Here is a 17441-nt window from a genome sequence, read left to right on the forward strand (position 1 = left end):
CTGTAACTTTGTAATCGGTAGTCATATTAAATATTTTTGTAACTTATTGTAAATCACCTATAAAGGTACAAAATATTTGTGAGACTACCAACTTTTTTATGAACAAAATCTTATCCCGAACTGGGGTATATCTTTATGTATAGAACAAAAACATGTGGCGAACTTCGTCTTGCCGATAATGGCGTCGAAGTTACCTTGGCTGGTTGGGTGCAGAAAGTACGCAAGATGGGTGGTATGACCTTTGTCGATTTGCGTGACCGTTATGGTATAACCCAGCTTGTCTTCAACGAATCTGTTAATGCTGCTTTGTGTGAGCAGGCCAATCGCTTGGGTCGTGAATACTGCATCCAGGCTAAGGGTGTTGTCGGTGAACGACAGAGCAAAAATGATAAGATTGCTACGGGTGATATCGAAATCCTCGTGTCCGAGCTTACTGTGCTTAGCCCCAGTGCTGTGCCTCCCTTCACCATCGAGGACAATACCGACGGTGGCGACGACCTGCGTATGAAGTACCGCTATCTTGACCTTCGACGCAATGTGGTGCGTAGCAATCTGGAGCTGCGTCACCGTATGACGATACTTATCCGCAACTTCCTCGATGCACAGAAGTTCATAGAGGTTGAAACTCCAATACTTATCGGTTCTACTCCTGAAGGCGCCCGCGACTTCGTGGTTCCCTCTCGTATGAATCCCGGTCAGTTCTATGCTCTCCCTCAGAGCCCTCAGACCCTGAAGCAGCTCCTTATGGTAGCAGGCTTCGACCGCTATTTCCAGATAGCCAAGTGCTTCCGCGACGAGGACCTGCGTGCCGACCGTCAGCCCGAGTTTACTCAGGTCGATTGTGAGATGAGTTTCGTAGACCAGGAAGATGTTATCTCTCTGTTCGAGGATATGTGCCGCATGCTGTTCAAGGAGGTTAGAGGTGTAGACCTTCCCGCCAAGTTGCAGCAGATGACATGGCATGAGGCCATGCGCCGCTTCGGTTCCGACAAGCCCGACCTGCGTTTCGGCATGGAATTTGTCGAGCTCAAGGATGTATTTGATGGCAAGGCAGACTTTGCCGTGTTCAACGAGGCTGCCTATATCGGTGCGATTTGTGTGCCCGGTTGTGCCAACTACACCCGCAAGCAGCTTGACGAACTCACCAACTTCGTAAAGCGTCCTCAGGTGGGTGCAAAGGGTCTTGTGTACATCAAGTACAACGAAGATGGCTCGGTAAAGAGCTCTGTAGACAAGTTCTATGGCGCAGAAGTGTTGGCCGAAGTCAAGGAAAAGACCGGTGCCAAGGATGGCGATTTGGTTCTGATATTGAGCGGCAGTCCTGCCAACAAGGTGCGCACACAGCTCTGCGCACTCCGTCTTGAGATGGGTGAGCGTCTTGGCTTGCGCGACAAGAATAAGTTTGAGTGTCTGTGGATAGTAGACTTCCCACTCTTTGAGTGGTCAGAAGAGGAGCAGCGTCTCATGGCAACCCACCATCCCTTCACGATGCCCAACCCTGATGATATTCCTCTCTTGGATGAACATCCCGAGCGCGTGCGTGCCAAGGCTTATGACTTCATCTGCAATGGTATCGAAGTCGGTGGCGGTTCGCTCCGTATCCATGACTCCAACCTTCAGGAGAAGATGTTCAAGATATTGGGCTTTACCAAGGAGAGTGCAGAGGCTCAGTTCGGCTTCCTGATGAACGCCTTCAAGTATGGTGCACCTCCCCACGCTGGTCTCGCTTTCGGTCTCGACCGCTTCGTCTCTATCATGGCTGGTCTCGATTCTATCCGCGATTGTATCGCCTTCCCCAAGAACAATTCTGGACGTGACGTGATGCTCGATGCGCCTTCCCAGCTGGCTTCCAAACAGTTGGAAGAACTTAAAATCTCCGTTGATTTGAGTCAAGATTGATAAAATAAAATTACAAAAGTTCTCGATTTTGTCATATTTTCGTACATATATTTGCTGGCAAGTCGATAAATTGTTATCTTTGCATTACAAAAAGTTACAAGATAGAAAGATTGAATGACGTAAGGTTAAATATTTACTAAATTATGACAGAAAAGAAAACAACAAAAGCTGTTGCAACCAAGAAGACTGCAACGACAAAAAAATCAACAGTTAAGAAGGTTGCTTCGAAGAGTGTAGTTGTACTGACAGCAGAGAACGTAGGTTTCAAGGCTGGTGATGTATATCAGGCTCTTGCAACAGCAGAGAAGGCGCTGACAATAGCAGAGATTGCCAAGTTGGCCAACATTACAGAGGATGAAGTCCTCGTAGGAATGGGATGGCTTTTCAAGGAAGGCAAAATCAAAGACGAGGACAACAAGGTTGCTCTTGCATAAATTTAAGTATATGAAGAAAGGGTCACACTTACTTTCAGTTAAGTGTGACCTTTTTTAATGATTTCACATGAATTACGAGAAAGTAATCATAGACCTTTTGTTTGCAGCCGGAGAGGATGGGCTTGCTGTCAAGGACATCTCACGCTATGTCTTCAATGCAAACAATTCCTTTTTTCAGCCTCTCGATTATAATCTCGTCCACAAACAGGTTTCCTCTTATCTCATACGCAACTCCAAAAAGACCGATTCTGTCATCAGAAAAGGTACGCAAAGAGGAACGTATTGTCTGAATCTCAATTCTGAAGTGTTCCGACAGTTGCAATTGCAGTTTGACGAACTCCAGCAAGAAGAAACCTCACCTGCATCCGAAGAAGACACGTCGCTGTCTCTATTTTAGAAAATATTCACCCTTTTCTTTTTCCATTTGAAATTATTTTCATACATTTGTAAAGTTATACTAAATATGAAAATAATGAGTAAGAGTAGCAATCACCTTGTGATTATGGCTGGTGGCGTGGGTAGCAGATTCTGGCCAATGAGTACATCCGAGAGACCTAAACAGTTTATCGACGTGTTAGGTGTTGGCAAATCATTGCTTCAACTCACTTACGAGCGTTTCAGTGGTTTCTCCCCAGAGAACATTTGGGTGGTTACCAATCAGAAATATGTAGAGCTGGTGCATCAGCAGCTTCCTGAAATCCCCTATGGGAATATCCTGCAAGAGCCATGTAGGCGAAATACAGCTCCGTGTATAGCCTATGTGAGCTGGCGCATCAAGTCAAAGGACCCCAAGGCCAATGTGGTGGTTACTCCCAGTGACCATATAGTGACCGATGTCGAAGAGTTCCGCCGCATCATCAAGCTCTGCATGGACTTCACCCAGGATTCTGATGCCATCGTAACCTTGGGCATGAAGCCCAACCGTCCGGAGACGGGTTATGGCTATATCAAGGCCGACCTGAGTGTCAGTTCTTTGCGTCAGAAGAAAATTTTCCGTGTGGACAAGTTCAAGGAGAAACCCAATCTTGAAACCGCTCAGGAATATATCAAAGAGAGCGACTACTTCTGGAATGCCGGTATCTTTATCTGGAGTGTCAGCACTATCGTCAACGCATTCAGAGTGTATCAGCCCGCAATAGCCAAGATATTTGAGAACCTGATGCCGGTCTATGGAACGGCAGATGAGCAGCAGATGATTAATGCAGTCTATCCAGAGTGCGAGAATATCTCTGTAGACTACGCAATCATGGAGCGTGTTGAGGAAATCTTCGTCTGCCCGGCCGACTTCGGTTGGAGTGACTTGGGCACGTGGGGAAGTCTGCAGATGCAGACCAAGCACGACCTCTATGGAAATACGCTCATCGGCGAGAAGATTGAGATGTATGAAAGTCACAACTGTGTGGTGCATACCTTGCAGCAGAAGCAAGTGGTTATCCAGGGGTTGGACAACTATATCGTAGCTGAGAAAGATGGTGTGCTGTTGATTTGCAAATTGTCAGAAGAACAGCGCATCCGCCAGTTTAGCGGCGAAGGATAATCAGGGCCGATACAGTGGCTTGATAAAATAGAAAAAGCATCAATCCAAGCGGGATTGATGCTTTTTCTATGGTTGATAATGCTTATTTTCTTTTCTTAAGAAGCCATTTGGCTACGAAGTATACGATGGCAATGCCCACAAGGGCGATGATGCCCAACTTGATATACTCTCCATATTCCATAATCTTGTCGTTGAGTTCCTGCTCGGGAACCACTGAGTGCAGATACCATCCCAGCAGTGCCAGGATGCAGTTCCACAGACCGGCGCCGATGGTGGTGTAAAGGATGAACTTCCAGAATTTCATCTTGGAAAGACCGGCGGGGATAGAGATGAGGTGTCGTATGCCAGGGAGCAGTCTGCCGGTAAGTGTGGCGATGACTCCGTGGTCGTAGAAGAACTTCTCGCTCTTCTCTACCTTTTGCTGATTGAGCAGGCACATGCGTCCCCACTTGCTGTTGGCAAAGCGATAGATGATTGGACGCCCCAAGTAATAACCTGCAAAGTAATTGATAGTAGCACCGCAGTCGGCACCTATCGTTGCAAACAGTATGACAAGAAATACATTGAGGTTTCCTCCGGCTGCATGATAAGCTGCGGGCGATACAACCAGCTCTGACGGTACGGGGATAACGGTGCTCTCCAGCAACATCAGGAAGAATATCGTTCCGTAATTCAGGTTGCCTAATAGTGATGATAACCAGTTCATTTTATAAATTTGTTTTTGATGAATTCGTATAAATCAGTAAATGGTATATTGGGGTGCAGTATGTTGGAAAATACGATAGAGACTTCAGCAGGATTGACCTCGCATCCCTTGCGGAGGGCGTAGAGGAATTCATCCGCGCGTCCCATCTTGGCACAGCAGGCTGCGTAGTAAGCCCAGCCGTCGATGGGGTTGTCATCCTGGTTTTCTATCGTGATGCGCCTGAGGGCATCGTAGGCCAGGTCATACTCCCCATTGTCATAGCAGGCTGTACCTATCTGATAGATGATGAATGGGTCATTGTCGGACAGGGTAATGGCGGTCTCAAATTGCCGTAATCCTTCATCGGTTTCTCCAGCGTCCATATAGATATACCCCTTGATGACATGGAGGTCGGCGATATTGTTTTTGGCAGTGTTGATGCAGTCCTCAATGACCAAGAGAGCCTTGTCTCTTTGCCCCATAGAAGACAGGAGAAGTGCTTTCTGCTTGGAAATATCTATAAACAGCGAACGGTCGCTGTTTGCGAGAAGGATAGCCTTGTTGTAATGAGTCAAAGCCTCTTCGAGATTGTTCATCTTGACGTAAGTTGAACCGATAAGTGACTCTACATATCCGTCATTGGGACGCAAAGCGCTGTAGCGATGATAGAAATCAAGCGCATCAGCAAGTTGGCCTAACGTGAATTGGCAGTTGGCCTTTGCCAACAAGGCATCTTCGCACTGGGAGTCAATCGCAAGGGCGAATTCGCTGCTTTGCAGGGCTTCAGAGATTTTTCCATTAAGATACTGGGAAGCCGTAAGCTGCGTCCAGTAATAAGTGGAGTAGGGGTCTTGGTCCACCAGCTGCATGTATAGCTCCTCTGCTTGGCTGTACTCTTGGTTGAGTAGGTAGCAACGCGCCGATGTCTCGCGATAGTCTTTACCTGATTTGTCGTCGATAAGCTCTATCCATTTCCGGGCACAGTCAAGAGCGTCGTAGTCCAAGAACAAATTGACCACGTCATAAACATAATCGGCTCTTTCGCGAGGAGATAAGTCGTCAACGCCCATGCGGAGATACTCGTCTGCCTCTTCGGGTTTGCCTTCATGGATAAGGATTTCGGCATGTAGATATTTGTAATCATAGTCAGACGTGTCTATGATTTGTTGGGCGTAATACTTAGCCTTTTCTACGTCGTTTTCTCTCAGAAGAGCGTATCGGGAACGGAAAAGGAGCGGCTCTACAGCGCTGGGGAAAGTGTAGATTGCCCTGTCAATGGTGCTGAGCGCCTTCTCGTCACATTCGTGGTACTGGTAGTACTCGGCAATGTCCGTCAGGTCTTCTGGGTCAAGATAGAAAGGTTCTCCCTGACTCGTAGATTTCTCATAACGGTCAAGGAGAACCTTGAATTTGTCGGTTTTAAAATAAAGCTCTTTATTAAAATCGATCATTTACTTCTTGTTCTGTTTTGCCCAAGCATCCTTCAAGCCCACGGTCTTGTTGAATACAGGATGCTCTGCTGTCGTGTCGGCATCGGCCATGAAATAACCTATGCGCTGGAATTGCAGATACTCTCCCGGCTGCTTGTTGGCTGCATATTCCTCTACGTAGCAATTGGTGCGTACGCGCAGAGAGTCTGGGTTGAGCAGCTCGTGGAAGTCGCGCTCGTCGGCAGAGGGGTTCTCTACAAAGAAGAGGCGGTCGTACTCTCTTACCTCTGCCTGGATGCAGTGATCGGCGCTAACCCAGTGTAGTGTACCCTTAACCTTGCGGTTGGCACCTTCCAATCCGCTCTTGCTAAGTGGGTCGTACTCTGCAAAGATTTCTGTGATATTGCCCTCTGCGTCCTTCTCACAGCCGGTGCATTTGACGATATATGCGTTCTTGAGACGTACCTCCTTGCCAGGAGTCATTCTGAAGAACTTCTTGGGAGCATCCTCCATGAAGTCTTCACGCTCAATCCACAGGTGCTTGGAGAAAGTGATGTTGTGTGTACCTTCCTCGATGTTCTCGGGATTGTTGACTGCTTCCATCTCTTCCTGCATGTCGTCAGGATAGTTGGTAATGGTCAGCTTGACGGGATCCAATACGGCAGAGACACGAGTGGCCTTCTTGTTGAGGTCATCGCGAACAGCTGCCTCAAGCAAAGCGACGTCATTAAGGGCATCAAACTTGGTGTAACCGATTGAGTCTATGAAGTTGCGTATACTCTCAGGAGAGTAACCGCGACGGCGCATACCACAGACTGTAGGCATACGAGGGTCATCCCAACCATTTACGAGATGCTCGTCAACCAGGGTGTGCAGCTTGCGCTTGCTCATTACGGTATAGGTAAGGTTGAGACGGTTGAACTCAATCTGGCGTGGACGGTTGTCCTGCAGGTTGTCGTCGCTGCCGTCTTTCTCTTTGAGGAAGTCGATAAACTTGTCGTACAGAGGGCGATGGGGAACAAACTCAAGTGTACAGATGGAGTGGGTAACGCCCTCAAAGTAGTCGCTCTGACCATGAGCAAAGTCATACATGGGGTAGCAATACCACTTGGTGCCAGTGCGGTGGTGGGGAGTATGGATGATGCGATACATAATGGGGTCGCGGAAGTGCATATTGGGATTGGCCATGTCTAGTTTGGCACGCAATACCATGCTGCCTTCAGTGGCTTCTGGCGTATTCATGAACTCGAACAGACGGAGGTTTTCCTCTACGGGACGGTCGCGATATGGGCTGGCGATACCTGGGGTTGTAGGAGTGCCTTTCTGCTGGGCAATCTGCTCAGAGGACTGCTCGTCAACGTATGCCAAGCCTTTCTTTATCATCCAAACAGCAAATTCCCACAGCTTCTCAAAATAGTCGGAAGCGTAATAGATGTTGCCCCAATGGAAACCTAACCATTCAATGTCGTGGAGGATATTCTCAACGTATTCATTGTTCTCTTTGCTGGGGTTGGTGTCATCAAAACGGAGGTTGCAGACACCATTGTACTTCTCGGCGACACCAAAGTCCATGCAGATGGCTTTGGCGTGACCTATATGCAGATATCCGTTAGGCTCAGGGGGGAAACGAGTCTGGATACGGCCTCCGTTTTTACCTTCAGCCAAGTCCTGCTCGACGAGTTGTTCAACGAAACTTAAGCTCTTCTTCTCTTCAACTATATTTTCTTCTTTAGTTGTCATAGTGATAATTGTTTAATTTAATGCAAAGATACTGCAATTCAAGCATAATACAAAGGGTTCGACTTATTTTTTCATCCCTGCGGCTATACATATTTATATATATGTGGCTGCGAACCTTTCTTTCTGGCGTCTGATGCATCTATGGCTTGTCAGCGCAGCCTGGTCGCGTCCCTTTATGCTCATTCATGTAATATATATCCCTGTCTGAAAGGTATTTCTTATTCAGACAGGGATATGAGAGGAAACTACTGACATGATAATGTCTGCGTTTCGATTGGATTTAGTCTGTTTTTAATAGCTTCGGGCAATCAGCACACGACACTTGCTGGGCTTGCCGGTAACCATATCCACGCCCGGAGTCTGCTCGTAATCGAAGGGCACGCAGCGTATGGTTGCCTGGGTGTCTTCCTTGATTTTGGCCTCGGTCTCGGCTGTGCCGTCCCAGTGGCAGAGGAAGAAGCCGCCATCTTTCACGCGGGTCTTGAACTCCTCATAGTCGTCACATACATATACGTGGGCGTCGCGGAATGTCTTGGCCTTGAGGAAGATGTGCTCCTGAATGTCCTCGAGCAAGTGCATCACGTGTTCTACGATGCCGTCAAAGCTGACGGTCGCCTTTTCAAGAGTGTCGCGACGCATAACCTCGATGGTATTCTCTTCGTAGTCGCGTCCACCCATAACCAGACGCACGGGCACACCCTTCAATTCGTAGTCAGCAAACTTGAAGCCAGGGCGCTTGTTGTCGGAGTCATCATACTTGACGCTGACACCGAGTTCTCTCAGCTTGTTGATCACGGGGCTCAGCTTATCACTGATGGCCTGCAGCTGTTCGCCGCCTTTGCTGATAGGTATGATAACCACCTGGATAGGAGCGAGCTTCGGAGGAAGTACCAATCCGTTGTCGTCGCTGTGGGTCATGATGAGCGCACCGATAAGGCGGGTAGACACACCCCAGGAGGTAGCCCATACATACTCAGGCTTGTTATCCTTGTTCAGGAAGGTAACGTCAAACGACTTGGCGAAGTTCTGACCAAGGAAGTGGCTGGTTCCGCTCTGCAAAGCCTTGCCGTCCTGCATCATTGCTTCGATGGTATAGGTGTCCAATGCGCCTGCAAAGCGCTCGGTTTCGCTCTTTACGCCCTGGAATACAGGTACGCCCATCCACTTTTCTGCGAACTCGGCATATACATGCAGCATCTTCTGAGCCTCTTCTTCGGCCTCTTGGCGAGTGGCGTGGGCAGTATGTCCTTCTTGCCACAAGAATTCCGATGTGCGCAGGAATGGACGCGTGCGCATCTCCCATCTCATCACGTTACACCATTGGTTGCACATCAATGGTAAGTCACGGTAAGAGTGAATCCAGTTCTTGTAAGTATTCCAGATGATGGTCTCAGAGGTAGGACGGATGATGAGTTCTTCCTCCAGCTTGGCGTTGGGGTCCAATACTACGCTGTTTCCGTCGTCGCTTGACTTGAGTCGATAGTGGGTAACAACCGCACACTCTTTGGCGAATCCCTTTACGTGTTCAGCCTCACGAGAGAGGAATGATTTGGGGATAAGCAGAGGGAAGTAGGCATTCTGGGCACCAGTCTCTTTGAACATCTTGTCGAGCTGGGCCTGCATCTTCTCCCATATAGCATAGCCATATGGCTTGATAACCATACATCCGCGTACCGCTGATTGTTCTGCCAAATCGGCTTTTACCACTAAGTCATTGTACCACTGACTGTAATTGTCTGCTCTCTTGGTGAGCTCCTTCAGTTCTTTAGCCATTTTATATCTTTTGTTTGTTTCTTTGTGCTTGGGGTGCATCAGGTCAGACTTGTGCTGATTACCTTGATGCGCCTGATTATTGCCTCAAATGTATTTATATTCAACAATATTGTGCAAAATTACGAAAAAAACTCCTCAAAACGCATAGAAATTTAGAAAATCATTATATCTTTGCAGTAAATAATATAAGGTGGAAGGTCGCAGTGCGACTTTTTGATACCAGAAGTGATAAACAAATGTGTGGTCCATAAGGACTGATATGCTAAGACAAGGATAATAATTAAAATTGATGACAAGATGAGACTCAAGATTACAGCACTATTATTGTGTGTACTTACTGTGCTTGGATGTGAGACCAAGCAGGGAACCGGAACTCTCGTTGGAACAGGTGGTGGTGCCGTGTTGGGTGCCATTATCGGTAAGATAGCTGGCAATACTGCCGTTGGTGCTGCCATTGGTGGCGTTGTAGGAGCGGGAACCGGTGCAATCATTGGCCGACATATGGACAAGGTGGCCGAGCAGGCCAAGGCTCAGGTGGAAAATGCCAAGGTTGAGCAGGTGACCGACAAGAATGGTCTTTCTGCCGTCAAGGTGACTTTTGACAGTGGCATTTTGTTTGCTACCAATAAGTCTGACCTCAACGCCACATCCAAGAACGAGTTGGCAAAGTTCTCTAATGTGCTGAAGCAGAACACCGACTGCTATGTAGATATCTATGGACACACCGACTCTACAGGCAACGACGGAATCAATATCCCTCTTTCCAATTCTCGTGCACAGAGTGTGGCCACTTATCTGAGACAGTGCGGAATCAGCGATGTCCAGATGAAGAAGGTTGAAGGCTACGGCAGTTCTCAGCCCGTTGCCGACAACTCTACAGCCAGCGGACGCCAGCTCAATCGCCGTGTAGAGATTTATCTGTATGCTTCACAGGCAATGGTAGATTCTGCCAATGCCGGTAAACTCAATTAAATCAACATTATTATTAAGATAAGGGCACACCGGTTATGGTTTGTGCCCTTTATTTTACTCACCAATGAAAATTCTGTTTAAGTACATCCGATGGATTTCCGGTCTGTTCTTCGCCTCCACCATCCTTGCGGTCGTTTTCTACCGTTTCGTTCCCGTCTATCTTACACCTCTAATGATAATAAGGTGCGTTGAAACCGGAACATTGACGATACACCATCACTGGGTGCCGTTGGACGAAATGTCTCCCCATATGCCTGTGGCGGTTATGGCCAGCGAAGACGGGCGTTTTCTGCTGCATCATGGCTTCGATTTCGATGCCATCGAGAAGGCTGCCGTCCATAATATGACCAACAAGCACGGTCGCAAGCACGGAGCAAGCACTATCACTCAGCAGACGGCCAAGAACGTCTTTTTATGGCCGGGAAGAAGTTGGGTGAGAAAAGGTTTCGAGGTCTATTTCACGGCTTTGATAGAATTGCTGTGGAGCAAGCAGCGCATTATGGAGGTCTACCTCAACTCCATAGAGATGGGCAGCTCCATCTATGGTCTGGATGCGTGTGCCGAGTACAACTTTGGCAAGACCGCGAGCGAGTTGACACGCTCCGAATGTGCCCTCATCGCAGCCACATTGCCCAATCCGCGCAAGTTTAGTTCCAAATACCCCAGTGCATATATGCGTAAACGGCAATCCCGGATTAAGCACGAGATGCGGTATATACCCTCGTTTCCCAAAGAGGGCGAAGACTACAATCCGCAGACAAGTTCGGGTGGAATCTATTCTACCAAATAACTGAATTACATCATACTTATGGATAATCTTCTTGACAGTCTCAATGACAGCCAGCGCGAAGCGGTGGTTTACAGCGATGGTCCCTCGTTGGTAATAGCTGGTGCAGGTTCGGGCAAGACACGTGTGCTCACCTACAAGATAGCGTATCTCCTGCAGCAGGGCTACGAGCCGTGGAGCATATTGGCTCTGACTTTTACCAATAAGGCTGCGCGTGAGATGAAAGAACGCATCGGCACCTTGGTGGGTGCCGATAGAGCAAGGTATCTGAATATGGGAACTTTCCACTCTGTCTTTGCCCATATTCTGCGCCGCGAGGCCGAAGCCATCGGTTTTCAGCCCAATTTTACCATCTATGATAACAAGGACTCGCAGAGCCTGGTGAAAGCCATAGTCAAGGAAATGAAGCTGGATGATAAGCAATATGCCCCTGCGACCATCTTTTCCGCAATTTCAAGGGCCAAGAACCGCTTGATATTGCCCAAGCAGTATGCCGACGATATCGAGTTGCGCGACAGGGACAGGTTCGCCAAAGTAGACCAGACTTATCAGATTTACGCTGCATATCAGGACCGTTTGCGCCAGGCCAACGCCATGGATTTCGACGATTTGCTCATCCATACCTACCTCTTGTTCAAAAACAACGGGGATATATGCCGACGCTACGCCGACAGGTTCAGGTACGTGCTGGTCGACGAGTATCAGGATACCAATTCGGTGCAACAGCAGATAGTGCTGCTGCTCACCAGCGAGAACCAGAAGATATGCGTAGTGGGCGACGACTACCAGAGTATCTATGCCTTCCGAGGTGCACAGATTGACAATATCCTCAATTTCCAGCGTATTTACAAAGACGTGCATATCTTCAAGTTGGAGCGCAACTACCGTTCAACGCCCGAGATAGTGAATGCCGCCAACAGTCTGATGAAGCACAATCAGTATCAGATTGACAAGGATGTCTTCAGCAGCAACGACAATGGCGACAAGGTCACTTATCGCCAGCTCTACAGCGATAGGGAAGAGGCTGCCGTGGTGGCTAAGACCATACGCAGCATTATGCGTGACGAGGGGTGCGACTACCGTGATTTTGCCATCCTGTATCGCACCAATTCGCAGAGCCGCATCTTCGAGGAGGAATTCCGTAACGACAATATGCCTTATCGTGTCGTGGGTAGTACCGAGTTTTTCCAACGCAAGGAAATCAAGGACGTCATCGCCTATTACCGTGTGGTAGTTAACCCTGCCGACGAAGAAGCCGTCAAGCGTATCATCAATTATCCGACTCGCGGCATAGGCAACACCACGCTGCAGAAGATTATCTCTTGTGCCCAGAGTTGTGGTGTGAGTCTTTGGACTGTGCTGGGCAATCCGTTCGCTTATCAACTTGATATCAACCGGGGCACAATGGCCAAGCTCGGCGCTTTTGTCCAGCTTATCGAGGGCTTTATGGAACACCTCGCCGATAAGGATGCCTATGAGTTGGGCGATATGATTGTAAGGCAGAGCGGCGTGTTCGACGACCTCTACCGTTCTACCGACATAGAAAGCCGCTCGCGTCAGGAGAATCTTGAAGAGTTGCTTGGCAGCATCAATGAGTTTGTCGCGTCGAGAAAGGAGGAAGGCCTGGACGACCGCGTGTCTTTGGCTGATTTCCTACAGCAGGTGTCGCTACAGACCGATGCCGATACCGACGACAACGATGATGACCGCATCAGTCTGATGACCATCCATGCCGCCAAGGGCTTGGAGTTTGCCACCGTCTTTGTCGTGGGCCTTGAGGAGAAACTGTTTCCCAGTCTGCGCTCGTCCAACTCGTTGAAGGAACTGGAGGAAGAGCGACGGCTGCTCTATGTCGCCATCACCCGTGCGCGGAAGCATTGCTATCTTTCCAGTGCCAAGAACCGCTGGATGTATTCACAGATGGAGATGACAACGCCCAGCCGCTTCATCCGCGACATATCGAGCGAGTTTCTTGATGTGGTCTCGTCGAGCCGAGGTGACTCTGGTGGCGGCGCTGCCTATCAGGGTCATGCCCGTAGTGGTTATGGTCGTAGGGATGATGATTCCTGGCAGAACTCCCGTCCGGTGGGAGGGCAGTTTGTGGCAGATCGGAAACCCAAGATTACCCGTCCGCATCAGCCCGAGACAGCTGTAGACCCCTTCTCCGAGGGCTTCAAGCAGAGGTATGTGGCGCGTGGCGGCAATCTGCGTCGACTCTCGTCGGCTCTGTCCAATGGCGGTCGAACCGTGGCCCCATCGGGTGCACCCCAGTCCGCCCCCGCGGCTCCCGATTGTGCTCTCAGCGTGGGCACAGTCATAGAGCATCAGCGTTTTGGTGTTGGTCGTGTGGTCCAGATTGATGGCACTGGCGAGAATACCAAGGCCACAGTAGATTTTGAGAACACAGGGCGCAAGCAGCTTCTGCTCAAGTTTGCCCGATATACCATCAAGTCATAATATGTATAATAACCAAATAAGCCTAAAGACTTTCGTCTTCAGGCTTATTTGGTTTATTGCTTAGCATGGGCAAGTGCTTCTTCTTGCGAAGCCATGCTTGTTTTCTTTTCTCGTATTCCTCTCGATGACGTTCCAGGAAGTTGTCAGCCATTCTTATTTGAATTTAGAGTAGATGATGCTTATCTTGACTGGCGAGTCTGCACCGTCTGTACCCTTGACCAGTCGTGTGCTGGTCAGCGACATGTCGTGTACCACGCTGGCTATCGTCTGTCCGCCTGTGGTGGCATCTGTTCTGTAGGCAATAGACACCGGTATCAGCACCACCTTGTTCCAGTCGGCATTGTTGCGGTTCTGGTTGAGATGATTGATGAGTCCCGAGATATTGTTGAACGTATAAGAGTTGGTAGACGATGTGTAAGTGGCCAGGAACGTCGACTTGTAGTCCACAATCTTGTTGTTCTCAAAGAAGGAGCGCATCTCCGACTTGGGAATGATGAGCAGTGTGGTCGGAGCACCAAGCGCATACTTGCTGGTAGTGGTGTTGTTGATGCGCTTCAGCGTAATCTTGGCAGAAGAGATATACTCTTTGTCGTGACCAGCGAATATCTGGTCTATGGGCAGGGTCATCTCGGTGAAGATTCCGGCGGGCGACTTCAGATAGGTGCAGCTGTTGTCGTTGGCCAGCTGTGCGATGTTCTGGCTGTTGGTGATGGTCGAAGTCTGCAGCACCTCTTCAGTACCGGCAAACGATACGACGCCTTTCATTACACTGTCGTTGTATACGTATTGGAAATATAGATTGAGCTGACTGCTGCCGATATAGGCCATCGAACCGAGACCACCGGTATTCTCAAAGAAGAAGCCAGGCACCACATTGTGGATGAACGTATAGTCGTTCTTGAAGTCGGCGGGATTGGCAAAGTACTTTCTCAGGATATAGGTACCATAATTCTTGTATTGGTTGCCGTTGCGGTCGGTGTATTTGTCGTTGAGCAATACACGGATGTTGGTCTGGTAGTACTTGTTGTTTCTGATGCTGTCTACCTCACTCTGGTCGTAGATGGTATAGGGTCTGCTTACCGAATAGGCATTGGACGCGATGAGACCTTCGTTGTGGGGATTATAGTCAGAGTAGTAGTTCTTACCCTCGTTCATAGGCTTGTCCATTTCGTAGACACGCATCTTCATCGGTGTGATGGAGTCGCCGTAATAGCCTGAAGGGAACAGTCGGATTTCACAAGAGTCGGCAATGATTTCGCCGTTCTCAAGACTGCGGATGCTGTCTTTCTTGGGGAAGGAGAAGCCTTCGAGGCAGTTGAACTGTATCATGCAGTCGCCGGTAACGTAGGAGCCGGTTTCGGGGTCTCTTACTTTTCCCAGGTATGCAGTGACGTTGCGCGAAAGTACCGAGCCGGCAAGTACCGAGCGGGTAGAAACAGAGAAGGTATCGGTCTTGATTGCGATGTCGGCGCCGCCGATGATGGTTTGGCCGATGTCGTCGGTGGTGTTGTCACAAGCGACGAATGTAATCAGCGAAATGAGCAGACCGAGAGTATATCCAATTTTCTTCATTGATTGTTACATGTAATTAGATGAGTGTGTCGAAGAAGTCAGTATATGCCTTGGCATAGTCTTCTCCGGGATAGCGGAGCAGGGGACGCTGCTTGTCCTCTGCATATTTGATGAGTGATTCGGTGATAGGGGTCTGGCCCTCGATTACTCCGTCGGAATAGTCGATGGCAAGTTTGCCTAACTCAATCAGGTCAAAGTGGTCATCGTATGGCTTCAGCAGTTCTTCGTTGGCCTCCTTGAACTCGAGGGTCTTCTTGAAGTGCTCGCCGAGTATGTTTTTGAGCTCGTTGGGATACAAAGCCATGGCAACCTTGGTATTGGCGAAGGTGGGCTCGTCGTGGTAGGCGGTCTTCACATAGAAGGGAATGACGGCCGACATCCATCCCTGACAAACGATGAGGTCGGGCGACCAGCGGAGCTTCTTGACAGTCTCCAGCACACCACGGGCAAAGAAGATGGCACGCTGACCATTGTCGGTGTATTCATTGCCGCTTTCGTCCATGGCCATCTGGCGCTTGGCGAAATAGTCTTCGTTGTCAATGAAGTATACCTGTATTCTTGAAGTGGGTATTGACGCAACCTTTATAATCAGTGGATGGTCGGTGTCGTCGATGACCAAATTCATTCCAGACAGTCTGATAACCTCGTGGAGCTGGCCACGGCGCTCATTGATGACGCCCCACTTGGGCATAAATGTGCGTATCTCAAAGCCGGCGTCTTGAGTCATGCGAGGTAAGTCGCGGCCAATGACTGACATTGCGGACTCGGGGAGGTAAGGATTGATTTCCTGGTTGACGAATAGTACTTTCTTTGCCATAATATGTGTATTAATGCATTTTATGTGTTTCCACATTTGGCTGCAAAGGTACGAAAAAAAAACGGGAATAGACCCTTTTTCTTCTAAAATCAAACAAAAGCAACCCTAAAATTGGTTAATTTTCAGTTAATTGCTTGCTTTGGGCCGTTTTTGGTCGTTTCTGGAACTTCAATTATAGTCGTGCGCTCCGCCTTTGCTTTCGGCATGGGAATCGTGTCAGTCAGTGCAAGCAGAGGCATCGTTTCTGTGCCGGAATCCGGCGATTTTAGCATCGCGTAGGCAGAGTGCTACTCCGGCGAACATAGTGTCGCGTCGTCAGCGGATGGCAGCTCTGTGAAAGGTCGTAAAGGCAACATGCTCCTGATGGCTTTATAGTTTATTTCAAACTGTGATATGGTCATTTCGCGCTTTGCAATCATTGTTTTCAAACACGATTTCTCTATTTCCAACTTCGCTTCTTCTTTATACTTGGTCGCTGTCATGATAGACTTTTCCGCCAGGCTTTCATGGTCGTCCTTCTCTGCCTCGTCTGTTATGGAGAAATCAGCCGCACGCCTCATTGCGATGCTGTCTTTCTCGTCATAGTCTCTGGTTGTCGTGACGGTTTAGAGAAATGGCTTCAGGCTTCTCATAACCAGTGATATTGCTATTGCCAATATAATCACGGAGTTTCTGAAAATAAATGAAAAAAGGCATGGACAGTCTGCTGACTCTCCATGCCTCTTGGCGGTAGTATTGTTGTTCTATTATTCTACGACAACCAGTGCGTCTTCTTCCAGTACGGCCTGTCCGGGCTTCACGCAGATGGCAGTAACCTTACCGTCGGCCTCGGCCTCGATGTTGTTGGCCATCTTCATAGCCTCAAGCACTACCAGAGTGTCACCGGCCTTTACTTCCTGACCCACCTCTACGCAAATCTGAGTGATGGTGCCAGGCAGTGGGGCCTTGATAGCATTGGAAGTGTTCACGTTGGTAGCTGCGGGTGCGTCGTCGGCAGCTGCCTCTACGGGCTGTCCCAGCACTACCTTCTTCTTCTCAGGCTCGGCTTCCTTTTCTATCTGTACCTTGTAGCTCTCGCCGTTTACGGTGATGTCAGCCACATTGTTCTCGTCTATAGCGGCAATGGTAACTTCGTACTCTTTGCCTTCTATGGTATATTTGAATTCTTTCATTTTGTCTGTTATGGTTTTGGTGTTACACCTAAGAACTTCGCATTCCACAAAGTGTGACGTGGCTTGATGGTAATGATACCTGGCTCCTTGTCATGCACGTTGTTGCCGCTGTATTCATAGAGTGCCATGGCGATGGCTGCATAAGCATTTTTGTCCATATTCGTTT

15 protein-coding genes are annotated in these 17441 nt (G+C 48.8%); 7 read left to right on the forward strand and 8 right to left on the reverse strand.

Annotation, left to right across the window (positions count from 1 at the left end; translation table 11 throughout):
* The first annotated feature begins 135 nt into the window (after positions 1–135).
* The 4 genes from aspS to CIK95_RS06915 all read left to right on the forward strand — a co-directional run bounded on the left by aspS (position 136) and on the right by CIK95_RS06915 (position 3870).
* On the forward strand, positions 136–1899 hold the full coding sequence (aspS, locus tag CIK95_RS06900; RefSeq protein WP_094466618.1) for an aspartate--tRNA ligase: 1764 nt from the start codon (positions 136–138) through the stop codon (positions 1897–1899).
* 143 nt (positions 1900–2042) lie between these two features.
* Positions 2043–2333 carry a winged helix-turn-helix domain-containing protein gene (locus tag CIK95_RS06905; RefSeq protein ID WP_022311097.1) on the forward strand — a complete coding sequence of 97 codons (291 nt, stop codon included), beginning with the start codon at positions 2043–2045 and terminating at the stop codon, positions 2331–2333.
* A gap of 67 nt (positions 2334–2400) precedes the next feature.
* Positions 2401–2730 (forward strand): hypothetical protein, encoded by a 330-nt coding sequence (locus tag CIK95_RS06910; protein WP_022311096.1) that lies wholly within the window; start codon positions 2401–2403, stop codon positions 2728–2730.
* Between the two features lie 75 nt (positions 2731–2805).
* Positions 2806–3870 carry a mannose-1-phosphate guanylyltransferase gene (locus CIK95_RS06915; protein WP_094386110.1) on the forward strand — a complete coding sequence of 355 codons (1065 nt, stop codon included), beginning with the start codon at positions 2806–2808 and terminating at the stop codon, positions 3868–3870.
* Between the two features lie 82 nt (positions 3871–3952).
* Here CIK95_RS06915 and CIK95_RS06920 read toward each other — a convergent pair whose 3' ends face one another.
* The 4 genes from CIK95_RS06920 to proS all read right to left on the reverse strand — a co-directional run bounded on the left by CIK95_RS06920 (position 3953) and on the right by proS (position 9498).
* The gene (locus CIK95_RS06920) at positions 3953–4576 is read right to left on the reverse strand and encodes a DedA family protein (protein ID WP_022311094.1); all 624 of its coding nucleotides are present in this window, start codon (positions 4574–4576) and stop codon (positions 3953–3955) included.
* Complete coding sequence (locus CIK95_RS06925; RefSeq protein ID WP_094466619.1) at positions 4573–6006, reverse strand: lipopolysaccharide assembly protein LapB; 1434 nt, start codon at positions 6004–6006, stop codon at positions 4573–4575. Before CIK95_RS06925 ends, CIK95_RS06920 begins: the two co-directional genes overlap by 4 nt.
* Positions 6007–7725: a glutamine--tRNA ligase/YqeY domain fusion protein gene (locus CIK95_RS06930; protein WP_094466620.1), complete on the reverse strand. Its 1719-nt coding sequence runs from the start codon at positions 7723–7725 to the stop codon at positions 6007–6009.
* A 291-nt stretch (positions 7726–8016) separates the two neighbouring features.
* Complete coding sequence (gene proS / locus CIK95_RS06935; protein ID WP_094466630.1) at positions 8017–9498, reverse strand: proline--tRNA ligase; 1482 nt, start codon at positions 9496–9498, stop codon at positions 8017–8019.
* Positions 9499–9795: 297 nt separating this feature from the next.
* On the opposite strand from proS, the gene CIK95_RS06940 reads away from it, so the two are divergent.
* The 3 genes from CIK95_RS06940 (at position 9796) to CIK95_RS06950 (ending at position 13714) form a co-directional block, all read left to right on the forward strand.
* Positions 9796–10470, forward strand: coding sequence for an OmpA family protein (locus CIK95_RS06940; protein ID WP_022311091.1), 675 nt, complete (start codon positions 9796–9798; stop codon positions 10468–10470).
* A 64-nt stretch (positions 10471–10534) separates the two neighbouring features.
* Positions 10535–11260: a monofunctional biosynthetic peptidoglycan transglycosylase gene (gene mtgA / locus CIK95_RS06945; protein WP_022311090.1), complete on the forward strand. Its 726-nt coding sequence runs from the start codon at positions 10535–10537 to the stop codon at positions 11258–11260.
* Positions 11261–11278: 18 nt separating this feature from the next.
* Positions 11279–13714: an ATP-dependent helicase gene (locus tag CIK95_RS06950; protein ID WP_094466621.1), complete on the forward strand. Its 2436-nt coding sequence runs from the start codon at positions 11279–11281 to the stop codon at positions 13712–13714.
* 153 nt (positions 13715–13867) lie between these two features.
* Here the strand turns inward: CIK95_RS06950 and CIK95_RS06960 are convergent, their stop codons facing one another.
* The 4 genes from CIK95_RS06960 to CIK95_RS13300 form a co-directional block, all read right to left on the reverse strand.
* Positions 13868–15286 (reverse strand): DUF4270 domain-containing protein, encoded by a 1419-nt coding sequence (locus tag CIK95_RS06960; RefSeq protein WP_022311087.1) that lies wholly within the window; start codon positions 15284–15286, stop codon positions 13868–13870.
* Positions 15287–15302: 16 nt separating this feature from the next.
* On the reverse strand, positions 15303–16103 hold the full coding sequence (locus CIK95_RS06965; protein ID WP_094466631.1) for a glycogen/starch synthase: 801 nt from the start codon (positions 16101–16103) through the stop codon (positions 15303–15305).
* A gap of 746 nt (positions 16104–16849) precedes the next feature.
* Positions 16850–17275, reverse strand: coding sequence for a biotin/lipoyl-containing protein (locus tag CIK95_RS06975; RefSeq protein ID WP_022311084.1), 426 nt, complete (start codon positions 17273–17275; stop codon positions 16850–16852).
* 8 nt (positions 17276–17283) lie between these two features.
* Positions 17284–17433 (reverse strand): hypothetical protein, encoded by a 150-nt coding sequence (locus tag CIK95_RS13300; RefSeq protein ID WP_022311083.1) that lies wholly within the window; start codon positions 17431–17433, stop codon positions 17284–17286.
* Positions 17434–17441 lie beyond the last annotated feature (8 nt).

The organism is Prevotella sp. P5-108, assembly GCF_002251385.1.
GTDB lineage: Bacteria > Bacteroidota > Bacteroidia > Bacteroidales > Bacteroidaceae > Prevotella.

Bases quoted from the DNA above. Each gene is read 5' to 3' on its own strand.
- CIK95_RS06920 (WP_022311094.1), bottom strand. From the start codon at position 4,576: ATGAACTGGTTATCATCACTATTAGGCAACCTGAATTACGGAACGATA.
- aspS (WP_094466618.1), top strand. From the start codon at position 136: ATGTATAGAACAAAAACATGTGGCGAACTTCGTCTTGCCGATAATGGC.
- CIK95_RS06915 (WP_094386110.1), top strand. From the start codon at position 2,806: ATGAGTAAGAGTAGCAATCACCTTGTGATTATGGCTGGTGGCGTGGGT.
- CIK95_RS06905 (WP_022311097.1), top strand. From the start codon at position 2,043: ATGACAGAAAAGAAAACAACAAAAGCTGTTGCAACCAAGAAGACTGCA.
- CIK95_RS06930 (WP_094466620.1), bottom strand. From the start codon at position 7,725: ATGACAACTAAAGAAGAAAATATAGTTGAAGAGAAGAAGAGCTTAAGT.
- CIK95_RS06910 (WP_022311096.1), top strand. From the start codon at position 2,401: ATGAATTACGAGAAAGTAATCATAGACCTTTTGTTTGCAGCCGGAGAG.
- CIK95_RS06960 (WP_022311087.1), bottom strand. From the start codon at position 15,286: ATGAAGAAAATTGGATATACTCTCGGTCTGCTCATTTCGCTGATTACA.
- CIK95_RS06975 (WP_022311084.1), bottom strand. From the start codon at position 17,275: ATGAAAGAATTCAAATATACCATAGAAGGCAAAGAGTACGAAGTTACC.
- CIK95_RS06950 (WP_094466621.1), top strand. From the start codon at position 11,279: ATGGATAATCTTCTTGACAGTCTCAATGACAGCCAGCGCGAAGCGGTG.
- mtgA (WP_022311090.1), top strand. From the start codon at position 10,535: ATGAAAATTCTGTTTAAGTACATCCGATGGATTTCCGGTCTGTTCTTC.
- CIK95_RS06925 (WP_094466619.1), bottom strand. From the start codon at position 6,006: ATGATCGATTTTAATAAAGAGCTTTATTTTAAAACCGACAAATTCAAG.
- CIK95_RS13300 (WP_022311083.1), bottom strand. From the start codon at position 17,433: ATGGACAAAAATGCTTATGCAGCCATCGCCATGGCACTCTATGAATAC.
- CIK95_RS06965 (WP_094466631.1), bottom strand. From the start codon at position 16,103: ATGGCAAAGAAAGTACTATTCGTCAACCAGGAAATCAATCCTTACCTC.
- proS (WP_094466630.1), bottom strand. From the start codon at position 9,498: ATGGCTAAAGAACTGAAGGAGCTCACCAAGAGAGCAGACAATTACAGT.
- CIK95_RS06940 (WP_022311091.1), top strand. From the start codon at position 9,796: ATGAGACTCAAGATTACAGCACTATTATTGTGTGTACTTACTGTGCTT.